Origin of the sequence: Lactiplantibacillus sp. C232, assembly GCF_023806725.1 — a bacterium.
In the GTDB taxonomy this organism is placed as follows: Bacteria; Bacillota; Bacilli; order Lactobacillales; family Lactobacillaceae; genus Lactiplantibacillus; species Lactiplantibacillus plantarum.
In genome coordinates, this window is the sequence record NZ_JAMSKZ010000004.1 from 83339 (window position 1) to 97280 (window position 13942).

Below are 13942 nucleotides of genomic sequence, written 5' to 3' on the forward strand. Positions count from 1 at the left end.
GGCTTAATCTAACCAATCAGCAAGGTGAAATAATGATGAAAGATAAAGCAATTAATATTCTGACTGCCGAACTGTCAGCACTCCCCGTTTTAATAATGACGTACTATGCGCTTACCGCGAAACCGACCGGACAGTGGCAGCTGACCTTTAGTCTCCCCGTTTATTGGCTGATCAGTTCCGACCTGCTGGCCTATCCCTGGCTCCTCACCCGGATTCCCCGCTTGCGCCACAACCCCCTCAAAATGAATTCACTGGCTCTAAAGGCAAGCTCAAGATACAACTGCCGGCTCAACGAACGGGTCGCGCGCTGGGATGATGAGATGAATCTCGCGATTTTCTTACTGGAACGCGGTTGTCTAATGTTACTGTCAGAACCACTACTTTTAGGCGATTTAGGCTATCATAGTGTCCAACGGTTATGGTATTGATGGCAATAAAAAGCACCCCCACTGTTCAGTTTTATGAACAGCGGGGGTGCTGTGTGCATTATTTAAGAATGTTGGTCTCCAAGAAGGCGACAGCAGCTTCTTGAATCTTGTGAGGTACGTGGTGAACGCCACCTTCAGCGCGTTTAAAGACAGTTGCCTTCAGGGCTGGCTCATCTTTAAAACGGTGCTTAAAATCACGAATATACTGATAAGGTACCATTTGATCGGCCGTACCGTTGAAAAAGAACATTGGTCGTCCTGCCAGTGCTTCTGGGTGTTCAGATAAGTCAAACTTCGCCAGTTGTTGATAAGTTTGTTCAATTAGTTCTGCTGGGAGCTTAGCTTGTAATGCCGCTGGTAATTGTGCAACTTGATCGGTTGCAAAGGCCACCGGTTCTGGTGAACCAATTAACGAGACACCAGCAACTACCGTGGGCTGCGTTGCCATAATACCGGCAGCGGTAATGCCGCCCATCGAAGTTCCCATGACACCGATTTTATTAGCATCACTAATTCCAGCAGCCACTAAGGCCGCGACTAATTGTGGAAATTCCGCAACTGAATGTCCAACAATCGACCAAAAATGTTCAGGATGCCGATCGAGATCAGTCCCATCATTTCGACTGCCATGTAAATACGCTGTCGGGAGAATGACTCGAAAACCCGCGCGTACTAACTGATAAGCCGTACCCAGTTCAGTCGCTGTCTGATTTGTCCAACCATGATAATCGATGATCGTTGGTAACTTAGTTTGTGCTTGACTAGCTGCAAACACGTGTAATACGGGCAAGTCACCAAATTTGGTCGTCCGCACCACCACATCTTCAAATAAATTTGTTGTCATGTTTATCACCGTTTCCAAAATTAATAGTTAATAGTGTAGCAGAAGCCCAAACGAAAACCAACCCAAACGCGTCCATCGTGGTTAAAGCTTAACCATCATGGACGCACTCGAGTTGGCTCGTTTTAACACGGTTAGTTATCAGCTAACGTCATGCCTTTCAAAACTACTTTTCAAGTGTATCTAAGAAATCTTCAACTTGCTTTTGGGTCTTACGGAATTTGTCAACATATCGACCAATTTCTTGACCATCTTCAATCCCAACGAAACTAGGAATCCCCATCACACCCATGTCTTGGGCAATTTCAATGTTGGCGTCACGATCAACCGTGATCCAGTCATATTGATCGTACTTCGCTTCGATTTGGGGCATTACTGGTTTAATAAAAGCGCAATCCGGGCACCAGTCCGCCGTAAAGAATAACATGTGTTTACCCGTCTTGATACGTTTGCGAATTTCTTCGTCGCTTAAAGTTGCAGTTGCCATGAAAAATGCCTCCAATATCTTTATAATAATTATAGTTTACCACATACTAAAAGTAAGTAAAGTCTTTTGCTTTATTTTGTTGCTCGGATCAGCGCTTGCTTGAGATCCGCTGCTAAATCAGCACTATTTTCGATCCCAACGGATAGCCGCAATAAGTTAGCGGTGATCCCCTTTGATTGTCGTTGCTCTTCCGTTAAATCTGCGTGTGTCTGAACTGCCGGAACTGTTAACAGGCTCTCGACACCGCCAAGACTTTCCGCAAACGAGATTACGTTCAATGCTCGTAAAAAGGTATCGACGTCGGTACCCGTAGCGAGATAAAAACTAATCATTCCACCACGTCCTGGATATAAGACGCGTTCAACGTGTTCATCTGCCTCAAGGACCGTAACGAGTTCCTGCGCATTAGCCTCCTGCTGATGCAAACGTAATGGCAAAGTCTTCAAGCTCCGTAAGAGTAGCCAAGCGTCGAACGGGTCAAGGACCGCACCAGTCGTCACCAGATTAAATTCAAGCGCATCAGCATCCGCCTGCGACTTGACTACCACTGCACCGGCTAAAACATCATTATGACCGGCTAAATACTTAGTTGCGGAATGAACGACGATGTCTGCGCCTAGATCCAGTGGCTTTTGAATCAACGGTGTATAGAAAGTATTATCAACGATTAACTTGAGGTCATGGGCGTGTGCGGTAGCCGCTGTGGCCGTAATATCTATGACCTTCATGGTTGGATTCGATGGCGTTTCCAACCACAGGGCAACGGTTTGATCGTCTGCCAGTGCTGCCAATGTCGCTTGATCCTGCCCATCCCAGACAGCAAAATCCAAATGATAATGGTCGTGTAAGAGGTCAAAGAAGCGGTACGAACCCCCGTATAAGTCATCAGACACAATAATTTTGTCACCACTATTGAAAAGCGTGAAAACGAGCTGGATTGCCGCCATGCCAGAAGTCAGCGCATACGCAGCGATGCCGTGTTCCATCTCTGCCAGCACTCGTTCCAAAATACAGCGGGTCGGTTGGGCCTCGCGCGGGTAGTCAAATCCCGTAGATTGTCCTAAACCAGCATGTCGATATGCTGTCGACAAGTAGATGGGCGCCGAAATTGCCCCGGTCTTCTCATCATCACTCCGATTACCAGCTTGTGCTAACCGCGTTTCAATGTGTAATTTCTCAGCTTGTTTTGTCATAATCTCAATCCCATCCAATCTAGTTATGGTCGGGCAGTCTACAGAGACGCCAGTGTAAAAATGACTACAAAAAAAGCCGCCATCTTCAAGGGACGCCGGTCGCGTGTTACCACCCAAGTTCAATTACGGGTCACCCCGTTAAACTCATCAAGTCATTATTGACTCACTGGAGTATCGGCCAGTCCCGCCAGTACAGCCTTGCGACCGCAACTGGGCATTCCGAGTTCATCTTCATCAGGCGCTACCTTACCGCTTTACACTCCCCACGGCTCCCTGTCAAAGGTATAACCTGACTACTCTTCTCATCAACATGTTATTTAATGATATTTTCATCTTACTCTCATAATAATAGGAGCGCAAGCCCCAATCTTATTTCAGCACAATAAAAAATGGTGCCAGCATTATCCTGACCACCATTTTTACAGAAACGCATTCGACACTGCCTAGCTATCCCAATAATTTCAAGACAATCACAAAATATCCTAAAATCAAAATGCTCAACCCCAGCGTCTTCAAGAGGGCTAACCACTGGCCCCCTGCAGTTCGACCTTTAGGGCCCAGACAAATCGCAACGCCGCCACAAATCACGGCCAAGGTTCCTAGCTCACGGCCCCAGTTTGCATTCAATAAGTAAATGAACGGTCCCACTAAGCCGCTGACAATCGCGACGATCCCCAGTATTTTCAGAATCAAGCGGCCCAGTCGCTTATCCTGTTCGTCATAAATTTCATGTTTCTCTTTTGCCATCAAACCAGCCACCAATCTTTATGAACTACTTTCAGTATGCCGTATTTGGTCACAATGAGCAAGAAGGCGGTTACAATATCCTGGTCAAATTACTGAGGCATCACTAGGCTAGCTTGTCATACCTTACCTTGGGCCTTGCCGGCACTTACCCGTGATAACAGCTGAATCAAGCTACCAAATTGACCATGATGATACTAAAAATTAGGTGTTCAAAATTGACACCCGCTGAACACCCAATTGGCAATAACTATTTTTCAATTATAACCTGCTAAACGACGCCATTATGGCTGTGTTGCAACAACTTGCCATACGTTCCCCTTAGCCAACTGCTGTTGTTCCAATTGACCTTGGGCGTTAATCCGAAAGCGACCCGCTAAGTGTGCGACATCGGCGTTGGTATTTTCATAAACTTCCACGTAAACTAAACCACCGCTTTGATACTGATTAAACACAAAGTTTTGCTTATTGGCGGTTGTTTGTTGATAGTCCTTAGCCACTTGTTGCCAAGCCCAATCATTAATCTGACTAGCTGTTAACTGCTGTGGATTGGTCGTCTGCTGGCCGCTAGTTGATGATGAGGTCGCGGATGCAGACTGCCCGGTAGTTGTTTGACTAGTTGCAGTGGTATTTGAATGTCCCTGCGAGCTAGCTGCAGTAGCTGTCTTACTACCCTGACTAGTCGTTGCACTAGCTTCGGATTGTGACTCATTAGCTGAAGTTGTGGAAACTGACGATGCTTTAGTTGACGACGATTTAGCAGCTGTCGATTGCTTCGTCGACTTTGCTGAAGATGACGCGTCTTTTTTAGCCTTAGTCTTTGACACAACTGATTGTGTTTCACTAACCCGCGACTGACTAGACTGATGGTCGGCTTCTAAGTAATAACCGCCTCCCAGCGCAATGATCCCAGCAATCACGGCTGAACTAACTAACATTTTTTTCAAGATAATCAACTCCCCAAAGATTAATTGTCTGATGCTAACTACAGCATACGCTATGTTGTCTCACTTTACCAACGTTTACCTGTTCTGGATCGAAATTTAACTTTAAATTATATTTGGCTCAGTTGGTCCATTTTTGGGCACCTAAGATTCATTGTGCCATCCTTTTCTTGACTACGTATCTCCTCAACAACAACCGTGGCATCAGCAGAAATGAATTTTGTTAACTTGAAAGCTGTTTCCACAACCTTATTTCTTTAAAGTTCATTTTGCCATCATACTGCCCCTTATAAGTATATCGTAAATGACACCCGACTACGGCCCAAAACAGGCTAACAATGTAACCGTTTCATAATTTGTCATCAAATTGTTACTTATGTGAGGCCCCCTTCGCATGCTATAGTAATCAACCGATACAAAAAAACTAGGAGTGTGTGAATAGAATGCCACGTAATTTAAAAGAAGAAGTTGTCTTTACCGCCATTATGGCCGGTTTAATGGTCTTTGTGATGACCGCCTATAACGTTACCCTTGCTCAAGGTTTCAGCAATGGGTTAGTAATGGCAATCCTTAGTGGCTACCCACTCGGTTTATTCGTTGCCATCATTTTAGACTTATTGGTCGTGGGACCAATTGCCAAACGATTAGCTTTCAAATATATCATTAATGATTACATGCGCAAACGGGTTGTCTTGATTGGGATTACCATCTCCGTCTTGATGGTTCTTGGCATGGTAACTTGCATGTCCCTCTTCGGGATTGCAGTGGAAGGTGAATTGTCCGGAAGTCACGTTTTAGCGACTTACGGTCACACTTGGATCTTTAACTTGATTGTTGCATTACCACTCCAACTCATCATCGTCGGCCCAATCGCCCGCGGTGTGCTTGGAAAAATGCAACGGGCAACTGCTAACACCGAGTCAGCAGCTGCAATGAACGAAGAGGACTAATCTTTCAGTCCATTGACGGACGGTCGCCGGGATAATCTTATCCTGATGGCCGTCCGTTTTATTTTACGACTATCCAGTCGACCACCGCTTTTGCCGAATAGTCCACCCTATGAAAGTCTTATGCGTGATCTGTACGCAAAAAAAACGCGTGTCAGCCATCCGAAAATGGTTAACACGCGTTCATCGCGGCACTGGTAAAACCAGCGGGAGTGACACTCCACAATGTCAGTGACCCAGACACTCTGAAATACGTCAGAGAAACGTGCCCCGCTATCAATATTAGTCACTAGCCGCTCGCGCGGAACCGTTATTGCTAACGATCTGACTCTATCGACTCATCGCATGGACTACCATATCATCTTCATTGATAAAATGCAAGTCGCACCGCCACAAAATTCGTGGCTCCTACTCACCACAGTTGGGCCGCAGTACTTAACTTTTCGCAACCAAAAAAATTGAGTATCCCGTTCGATTTAATGAACGACACACTCAATTCCATTGGTATTTTGATTTTGGCTTGGCTCCAATATCAATTCTTACCTTACCATAGTCATGTAAAGATTTAGTAATTAACTCGTAAAGATTACGTTTAAGCTTCCGCCGCCGTGATCTGATCTAAGCGATCAGTCTGAGCCGTCAGCCAATCGGTTAATAACTTTTCAGCGTTGGCTTGATCAGCGAGCACGTCGGCAACGCTTCCCAGCTCATCAATTCGCAATCCTGACGGTAACGCATCGGATTCTGCAATCATGTAAACGTTGATTGGCAGCGTATCCTCTGCCGCCGTAACCTTTCCAATTTCGGTCAGATTAGCCAGTGGCAAATTAATAACACTCGTCTCCAACCGAAAGCTGATAGCTGGCTCATGCTTAGCCGTCAGCGTCACTTGGGCAAGCTGGTCGGCATTGAGTGCCGCTACCAGCTTCGCCAGCCAAGGCTTAACCTTGGTCGCTAGTTTGGCATAGGTACCAGTCAAGCTATCCTGCGTAACCTTGTCAGCCGTAACATCATCAATAAAAGCTTGTACGTTTCGTTGCATAAAACATTATCCCTCATTCATTATTCAATTTCGTTAATTTGCACGTCGCCAGCGAGTCAGTAACACCAACGTATAAAAGTTGATTCCCAATCCAATCACACCCATAACTTCTAACGCCAGTTTAATTTCCATGCCAGCCGTACTCTGATAGCCCGACATTAAGGCGCTGACAAGTCCTAAGCTATATATCAGTACAACTAACCCTAGGACGTAAAAACCCAGCATACGATTAATATACACTGCTAGAACGCCTAGAAAATATAAGACTAGGGCAATCAGCAACCCCTGCCACATTTCCGCTACCGAAATATTTTTTGCCTGCAGGTGAAAATGGCTAGTCGACATCATCCAATTGACGATACCGTAACAAAAAAAGGACACAAACGCAAATGCAACTAAGCGAGTCAGTTTCAACAAATCACTCCTATTATTGGGCAATTAAGTCAATAACGGCTGACCGTTCAATTCCCGTGAAGTACTGATTTAAATCAATATCTGCCAGCGCTTTAGCGATGGCCTCATGGTCGTACCGCACACCTTTAAGGGCGGCTTCAATATCTTGAACGTTGCCACTACCAAAGAAATCACCATAAAATTTAATGTTATTGATCAAGCCGTCATCAACCGAGATCCGCGCATCAATGGTTCCCATATCAAAGTGTTGACGCCGCTTAACCGAGAATTCCGGTGATTTACCGTAAACCCAATCCCAATTAGCATAATAGTCTTCGTAAATTTTATCAATAGCTTTTTGTTGTTCAGGTGTCACGTGATATTCCTTATCCGCAATCTGATCCAACGAATCAACATGGAACAACTCTTTTAACAGGGCATCCTGAAATTCTGGCACCGTGATATTCTGATATTCTGGCGCTAAATAAGGCCGTAAATTCGTGACCCGACTCCGAACGGACTTAATACCTTTGGAAGCAATCTTGTCGGTCGGGACTGTTAGCGCCTGTGGGACAACGTTTAAATCAACATTCAACATCAAAGTGCCATGGGAGAACGTCTTGCCATTCCGTGAATACATGGCGTTACCGGAGAATTTCTTACCATCAACGAGCAAATCATTGCGACCACTGACCGTCGCTGTCGTCGCCCCCATATCGTGAAGCGCATCAATGATTGGCTTGGTAAATGTCTTAAAGTCGCCAAACTCTTGACTGTCACTATCCACCACAAAGCTGAAGCAGAGGTTACCAAGATCTTGATACACAGCCCCACCACCAGAGAGACGCCGCGTTACGGTAATGTGATGTTCCCGGACATAGTCGGCATTAATTTCTTCAAGGGTGTTCTGGTTCCGACCAACAATGATGCACGGTTCTTCATAGTAGAACAAAACTAATGGTTCATCGAAATCCACGTTATTCATTAAATATTGTTCGGTTGCCAAGTTACGGCCAATCTCATGATCTTTCATTGCGACATAATACATGTTTTAAAATCTCCTTCAGCTTTAGGTTACTTTAATCATACAGCAAGATGAAAAAAGGACCCACAATGTGAGCCCATTTTTTGGAAGAATCATACAAAAAGTTTGGCGTGGCATTCTTCACACCACAAGATGACTGATTCACTATCCACATCCGTGAACGTTTGATTGGCGGCAATCCGTTCTCCGTGGACATAACAGTGCCATCAATAGATGGAGGTTGGGCCAGTCAGTTATCCGAAATTAGCGGAAACGCTGCTATACTGCACTAGCTATCACTTGACGGGTTTGTTACAACAATTGGGTAACAGTTTGATACTGACCTGTGACTCTTCCGATAAATCCAATATAGCATACAATGTAAGCGATTGCAAACCGAGTAAAAAAACAACCTAGTCAGCCGAAGCCAACTAGGTTGCCGAAACATTAATAGCGGTCGTAATCGCTATTCCATTTCAATATCCTTAGTATAAAGCCATTTGGACGCCGGAACAACTAATATGCCTAGCCTTCAAGCTTAGCAACATAGTGCGTTGCACCGGAGCGACTCAGATATCGGAGCCACGTGTAACCCTCAGCTTGAACCGTCCCATTGTAATAAACCGTTTCACCTGGGTTATATTCACCGACAACGCTTGCGCGCGTACTTGGCGCCGTACGAATATTAGTCGTCGTTACGAAGCGGAACGCCCCTTGACTGTTTGTTACCGGCTTAGACGTCGTATTTCCGGTAGCGGCATTACCACTAATCGCTACGTAATGTTGGGCGCCCGAATAAGACAAATACCGTAACCAAGTCTGGCCGTTAGCCGTTACCTTAGCGTTGTAGTAGACTGTATCACCAGCACTATAGGTACCGACACTTGGGGCATTTCCGGCCGGTGTATTCTTAATCGCCGTTGTTTGCGTAAAGCGATAACTACCACTTTGAGGCGTTACTTGCGGTTTATCAACATTGGTCGACGTACTCTCACCACTAATTTGCACATAATGCTGGGCACCTGAGTAAGACATGTAACGTAACCAAGTCTGACCATTTGTCGTCACCTTACCATTGTAATAGACCGTATCGCCAGCATTATAAGACCCAACCGTTGTCGCACTAGTTGCAGGTGAACTCTTGATTGCTGTCGTTTTCGTGAAACGATACGACCCACTGGTTGCAACCACGTCCGGTTTAGCCACAGAACCAACCTCATCACCACTCATAGCCACGTAATGCTGAGCGCCTGAATAGGATAAATACCGTAACCAAGTTGTCCCACCCGTGGTAATCTTGCCATTATAGTAAACCGTCTCACCAGCATTATAAGTGCCGACCACTTGAGCCGTTTTGCTTGCAGCTGATCGAATGTTGGTCTTTGCGGTAAACTTATACGACCCACTAGCTGGCGTAACTGTCGCCTGGTTATTATTATCATTAGTTGTTGTTTGACTAATCATCACATACCGTGATACGCCAGAATAGGACTGATAGCGTAACCAAGTTGCATTACCGACCGTTAACTTACCATTGTAATTGACTGTTTCACCAGCGTTGTAAGTACCCACTACGGCACTCGTGGCGTCCGGCGCATTGTGAATTGTCGTTGTCTTAGTAAACTTATGTGTACCACTGGTTGGGGTGACGTCTTGATCAGGCTGAACTTGGTTATTATCATTTCCGCCACTTGCCTGACCACTGAGCGCTTCTTGATCCCACTCGTGTAGCTTGTTATATTCAATGATGCTGATCAGCGAACTCGCGTACGTGGGCGCGGTTGCGTAGCCGTCTTGTTGCAAGAGACTGGCAACGCGCCGATAATCGGTAACCCCAATTAAATTGCTGTAACGCGGATTGACAACCAAAAAGGCGCCATGATCTTCAACACTAGCTGACCAATTCGGGTACTTCCGAAAAGCGTCTTGAATCGTAATGTATTGTGAGCCATTCCATTCCTGGGTTGGGAAGTAGATTGATTGCCCTTGATAACTTCCCTTGATACCGAATAAGTTGTTTCCCTGAGTTGCAAGTTGTGATTGTCCCCAACCACTTTCCAGAATTGCCTGTGCGGCCGTGACTGATGGCAAGACTTGATACTTGTTCCAACCAGAGATTGCCCCCGCTTTAATCTGACTCAGGAAGATTTCCTGACTAGTCATTGCCCGCGTGGACCGTGCCATCATCGCTGATGACTGGACCGCATCAGCCGCCACAGCCGTCTCAATCTTTGGTGAGATTTTCGCGGCTACCGCCTGCTCAGTCGCTTGCTTAGGTGCGGCTGACGATGCGGCTGATTTGGCTACTTCACTCGTCACAGTCACGCTGGATTGGTCCGTAGTGACATGACTATCCTGACTTGCGGCCGCGCTGGCTTTAGCCGTCTCATTAGTCGTACTGTGACTGGCTTGGCTCGTGGCTGCACTAGCTTTGGCCGTTTTATCAAGTTGATCAACAGCACTAGTTGTGGAGTCCGCCGTAGCACTAGCAGCCGCGTTATCCTTGGCAGCTTCACTGGCGGAGGACTGGCTTTGCGGTCCTGTACTGTCAGCTTTAGCGGCTTGACTGGCTGCCCGCACTGTGACACGACTTGTCGCACTGGTAGTAGCCGTCGTCGTGCTGGTCGATTCAGCTTGATCGTCAGTCTTGGCACCGTCACTGGCAACTGATTGGTCAGTCGCACCGGCCGCTGTCGTTTCCGTCTGACTGCCAGCACTTAAGGTCACTTGTTGGCTTGCAGCTGAAGCAGCGCTGTTTCCCTTAGTCGCAGCTGCCGGTTTTTGATTTGCACTTGCCGTATCAGCTTTACCACTCAACATCGGCAGCAAAGCGGTACTTAGCAATAATGAAGTTACTACTTTTTTTGTCATTCCAATTTTCAATTTTAAAATCCCCAAACTTTCCGTGAGTTAGCTGTTAGCACAACCGATTTAATTCCCCTGTAGCACCTGCTATTACAGAATAATATTAGCATGTCGAAGAGGGACATTCAAACGAGATCGCTTCGAATTATTTTATTAATATCAATTGATTGACACCGTTATCATTTTAAATTATTAACCAATTACCAGTTAGTTATCATTATTAGTATCGTTACTTGCCTAAATCCCTTGATAATATTAACTTTGTTAAAATTAACTTCACTTTTAAACACTTGAAACTAATTAAAGATAGCTGGTTATCCAATAGACTTCACTCACAATTGTTAATTTTAAAAAAACACTCTGTAACCAAAAAAGTCATAATTCTTTATCTTCATCAAAATATTTATAATGTGCACTTTTTCTATTCAAAATAACATATTCCAAACAAAAAATCCGATCAACAGATAACTTGTTAATCGGACAATCTGTATATTTCGCTAAATACCTTCTACCCCATCATCAACTTGAATAGCTTGATGATGAAAAACTTTAGTCTGTACCTGGCTGATTTTAACTAATTTTTCAGCCAATTTTTTAGCCGGAGCTGAATATGTTGTAAGCTCAAAACCCACTTCAAGCAATGCACCAACATTGCAACCACTTGTAACCGCAATATCTTTTTCACTCACTTGACTTAACTTAACAGCTTCCTTGAATGGCGTACCACCTAGTAAATCACACATAAAGACAACATTATTCTCACCAATTACAGCACGTTGAAATCGCTCACTAAGCTGAATATCATCCATGTTATCAGTAAAATCTATATACTCGATATTGGCAATATCACCTGCTAACAAATGAATTGTTGATTGTAGTCCACTTGCATAATTTCCGTGTCCACTAACTATTATCTTCATTCTAAAGAACCCCCATCCATGAGAAAAGGATTGCCAACATAAATGTTCCTAATATTAAGACTACGGGACTCACATTTTTCTTCTTTAATAGCCAATACAATAAGAAGGTATACCCTAATGGTAATAAATTAGGGAAAATCCGATCAAAAAATTGTGTTTGAATTGCAATCGTATGCCCTGCTGAAACTGGAATCTTTGTTTTAACCGCAATTTGTACATAAGTAGCAATTAATCCCCCAATAACAGTGCACCCCAGAATGCTAGCACAATGTGATACGATTCCTGAATTTTCGCGAATTTTTGAAATAGCTTTTGTGCCGGCGTTGTATCCCAATAATGCAATTGGCGCCCGTGCTACAAACATTGCTAAATAGACTAGGAAAAAAACTAATGGGCCAAGAATACTGCCCTGTTTAGCAAAAGACGCTGTAATTCCAGCAACAATTGGTAAGATTGTGAACCATGTAATCGCGTCCCCGATACCAGCCAATGGACCAAACAATGCAATTCTCAGTCCGTCAATTGTCGATCTTTTTTCGCCATGTTCTTCAAGAGATGCTTCTAAACCCATCAACAGCGGTGCAGCATAATTATTAGTGTTAATAAATTGCAAGTTTGATTCAAGAGCAGCAGCTAGGCCCTCTTTATCATTACCATAAATTTTTCTTAGTGATGGCAACATTGCCAATGTCCAACCATCTGCCTGCATCCGTTCATAGTTCATTGCAGACTGATTAAACAGTGATCGCCAACCAAGCATTCGTACATCATGCTTCGTTAATCTACCTCGTTCTGATATTGGTGAATTAGATGCCATCGCCATCATCTCCGTTTCCACTGGCACTTTCAATCATTGATTTAAGTTTTTTCTCGTTATCGGTTTGTTTTTTATTGTGATAAAACTCAATAAAAGCAAGTGAAATCCCAATTACCGCAACCGGCATCAAATTACCAAACTTAATAAAGCACGCCGCTGTAAAACCAAGTAATAAATATGGGACGTATTCAGCTTTTAACATACTTTTAAGCAACAATCCAAATCCAACTGCGGGTAAGATATTACCTGCAATTTCAAAGCCATGACTTAACCAGACGGGCATAGAATTAACCAATGCCTTCATTGGTTCTTGAGCACCATAAACACACAGAAAAGCAATCACACCATATGTTAATGCAACAAGTACTGTAGGTAACAGCGCTAATCTTGTGAATTTTTTAGTTTCAACATTCGCCGCATATGCATCTAATTTTTTAGTAAGGACTGAAAACGCCGAATAATAAAACAAAATGATATATTGCATTAAAATACTAAATGGGAGTGCCAACCCAATAGCCGTTGAAGGTGTTTTTCCGGTGGTATACGCCAATACGACTGTCATAATTCCTGCCATAATTGGATTAGGTGGCTGTGTCCCACCAACTGGTGTTAACCCAGCAAAAGCTAACTCTGTTAAACCACCAGCAATAATACCAAGAGTCAGATTACCTAAAATAGCACCAGTCACTGTACATACGATCATTGGTCGAAATATATACAAGCCCTCTAGCCAAAAATCAATACCTGCAATTAAAGCAAATAGTCCAATCAGGAGACCCTGAATTAAGGTGACTTGCATCTAGATCACCTCTTCCAAAGGTTGTTTTTTATCTTCCGGAACTTCTTGAACATAAACATTCACACCATGATCCGCACAATATTTTAAATCAGCCTTGTCCTGATCATCCATATAAGTATACTTGGTTACTTGGACCTTTCCCTTCGAAAAATGCATATTTCCAAGATTCAGATTTTTTACTGGAACACCACCCTCTACTAATCGACGAGCATCTTGAGCATTGCGAATCACCAAAAAGATATGTTGTCGCGGACTTGCTTTATGAATAGTACTGATAGTCTTGTCAATTGTCCAAAATCGAATTCCAACTCCAGATGTTTCAGCAGTTGCTGCCATCAGCTCTTGTTGCAATTGATCATTGGCAGTTTCATCATTAGCAACCAATAATAAATTGGCTCCAACAGAGGAAGTCCAAACAACACCAACTTGTCCATGAACTAGTCGGTTATCGATTCTTGTAAGCACAATATTTGGTTCACTCATATTTATCCCTCTATT

Annotated in this window: 15 protein-coding genes; 2 read left to right on the forward strand and 13 right to left on the reverse strand. The window is 44.1% G+C overall.

The genetic code is table 11. The annotated features are described in order from the left end of the window. Positions 1-35 precede the first annotated feature (35 nt). The gene (locus MZO41_RS05580; protein WP_228977767.1) at positions 36-428 is read left to right on the forward strand and encodes a hypothetical protein; all 393 of its coding nucleotides are present in this window, start codon (positions 36-38) and stop codon (positions 426-428) included. A 58-nt stretch (positions 429-486) separates the two neighbouring features. Here MZO41_RS05580 and MZO41_RS05585 read toward each other — a convergent pair whose 3' ends face one another. The 5 genes from MZO41_RS05585 to MZO41_RS05605 all read right to left on the reverse strand — a co-directional run bounded on the left by MZO41_RS05585 (position 487) and on the right by MZO41_RS05605 (position 4640). Beyond that, positions 487-1272, reverse strand: a complete 786-nt coding sequence (locus MZO41_RS05585; protein WP_003642658.1) for an alpha/beta fold hydrolase — start codon at positions 1270-1272, stop codon at positions 487-489. Positions 1273-1435: 163 nt separating this feature from the next. After that, positions 1436-1756 (reverse strand): thioredoxin family protein, encoded by a 321-nt coding sequence (locus tag MZO41_RS05590; protein ID WP_013355803.1) that lies wholly within the window; start codon positions 1754-1756, stop codon positions 1436-1438. A 71-nt stretch (positions 1757-1827) separates the two neighbouring features. Continuing rightward, entirely contained in the window at positions 1828-2949 is a 1122-nt protein-coding gene (locus MZO41_RS05595; protein WP_013355804.1) for a PLP-dependent transferase, read from the reverse strand. A 447-nt stretch (positions 2950-3396) separates the two neighbouring features. Then, entirely contained in the window at positions 3397-3696 is a 300-nt protein-coding gene (locus tag MZO41_RS05600) for a hypothetical protein (RefSeq protein WP_003642655.1), read from the reverse strand. Positions 3697-3977: 281 nt separating this feature from the next. Continuing rightward, positions 3978-4640: a hypothetical protein gene (locus MZO41_RS05605; protein WP_021356250.1), complete on the reverse strand. Its 663-nt coding sequence runs from the start codon at positions 4638-4640 to the stop codon at positions 3978-3980. Positions 4641-5080: 440 nt separating this feature from the next. On the opposite strand from MZO41_RS05605, the gene MZO41_RS05610 reads away from it, so the two are divergent. Further along, positions 5081-5587, forward strand: coding sequence for a DUF2798 domain-containing protein (locus MZO41_RS05610; protein WP_003642653.1), 507 nt, complete (start codon positions 5081-5083; stop codon positions 5585-5587). Between the two features lie 589 nt (positions 5588-6176). Here the strand turns inward: MZO41_RS05610 and MZO41_RS05615 are convergent. From MZO41_RS05615 to agaB, 8 genes are all read right to left on the reverse strand, one after another. Further along, on the reverse strand, positions 6177-6626 hold the full coding sequence (locus tag MZO41_RS05615) for a hypothetical protein (protein ID WP_003642652.1): 450 nt from the start codon (positions 6624-6626) through the stop codon (positions 6177-6179). Between the two features lie 33 nt (positions 6627-6659). After that, positions 6660-7040, reverse strand: coding sequence for a hypothetical protein (locus tag MZO41_RS05620; RefSeq protein ID WP_003642651.1), 381 nt, complete (start codon positions 7038-7040; stop codon positions 6660-6662). A gap of 13 nt (positions 7041-7053) precedes the next feature. Next, positions 7054-8067 (reverse strand): lipoate--protein ligase, encoded by a 1014-nt coding sequence (gene lplA / locus MZO41_RS05625; protein WP_003642650.1) that lies wholly within the window; start codon positions 8065-8067, stop codon positions 7054-7056. 501 nt (positions 8068-8568) lie between these two features. After that, complete coding sequence (gene acm2 / locus MZO41_RS05630) at positions 8569-10941, reverse strand: N-acetylglucosaminidase/autolysin Acm2 (protein ID WP_502825505.1); 2373 nt, start codon at positions 10939-10941, stop codon at positions 8569-8571. A gap of 464 nt (positions 10942-11405) precedes the next feature. Beyond that, the gene (locus tag MZO41_RS05635; RefSeq protein ID WP_011101864.1) at positions 11406-11828 is read right to left on the reverse strand and encodes a PTS sugar transporter subunit IIA domain-containing protein; all 423 of its coding nucleotides are present in this window, start codon (positions 11826-11828) and stop codon (positions 11406-11408) included. Position 11829: 1 nt separating this feature from the next. Further along, complete coding sequence (agaD, locus tag MZO41_RS05640) at positions 11830-12645, reverse strand: PTS galactosamine transporter subunit IID (protein WP_011101865.1); 816 nt, start codon at positions 12643-12645, stop codon at positions 11830-11832. Continuing rightward, a complete protein-coding gene (agaC, locus tag MZO41_RS05645) occupies positions 12635-13444 on the reverse strand; it encodes a PTS galactosamine transporter subunit IIC (protein WP_011101866.1) in 810 nt (269 codons plus the stop codon). Before agaC ends, agaD begins: the two co-directional genes overlap by 11 nt. Next, the gene (agaB, locus tag MZO41_RS05650) at positions 13445-13927 is read right to left on the reverse strand and encodes a PTS galactosamine transporter subunit IIB (RefSeq protein ID WP_011101867.1); all 483 of its coding nucleotides are present in this window, start codon (positions 13925-13927) and stop codon (positions 13445-13447) included. Positions 13928-13942: the final 15 nt, after the last annotated feature.

Bases quoted from the DNA above. Each gene is read 5' to 3' on its own strand.
- MZO41_RS05580 (WP_228977767.1), top strand. From the start codon at position 36: ATGAAAGATAAAGCAATTAATATTCTGACTGCCGAACTGTCAGCACTC.
- agaB (WP_011101867.1), bottom strand. From the start codon at position 13,927: ATGAGTGAACCAAATATTGTGCTTACAAGAATCGATAACCGACTAGTT.
- agaC (WP_011101866.1), bottom strand. From the start codon at position 13,444: ATGCAAGTCACCTTAATTCAGGGTCTCCTGATTGGACTATTTGCTTTA.
- MZO41_RS05590 (WP_013355803.1), bottom strand. From the start codon at position 1,756: ATGGCAACTGCAACTTTAAGCGACGAAGAAATTCGCAAACGTATCAAG.
- MZO41_RS05585 (WP_003642658.1), bottom strand. From the start codon at position 1,272: ATGACAACAAATTTATTTGAAGATGTGGTGGTGCGGACGACCAAATTT.
- agaD (WP_011101865.1), bottom strand. From the start codon at position 12,645: ATGGCATCTAATTCACCAATATCAGAACGAGGTAGATTAACGAAGCAT.
- MZO41_RS05635 (WP_011101864.1), bottom strand. From the start codon at position 11,828: ATGAAGATAATAGTTAGTGGACACGGAAATTATGCAAGTGGACTACAA.
- MZO41_RS05610 (WP_003642653.1), top strand. From the start codon at position 5,081: ATGCCACGTAATTTAAAAGAAGAAGTTGTCTTTACCGCCATTATGGCC.
- MZO41_RS05615 (WP_003642652.1), bottom strand. From the start codon at position 6,626: ATGCAACGAAACGTACAAGCTTTTATTGATGATGTTACGGCTGACAAG.
- lplA (WP_003642650.1), bottom strand. From the start codon at position 8,067: ATGTATTATGTCGCAATGAAAGATCATGAGATTGGCCGTAACTTGGCA.
- MZO41_RS05595 (WP_013355804.1), bottom strand. From the start codon at position 2,949: ATGACAAAACAAGCTGAGAAATTACACATTGAAACGCGGTTAGCACAA.
- MZO41_RS05600 (WP_003642655.1), bottom strand. From the start codon at position 3,696: ATGGCAAAAGAGAAACATGAAATTTATGACGAACAGGATAAGCGACTG.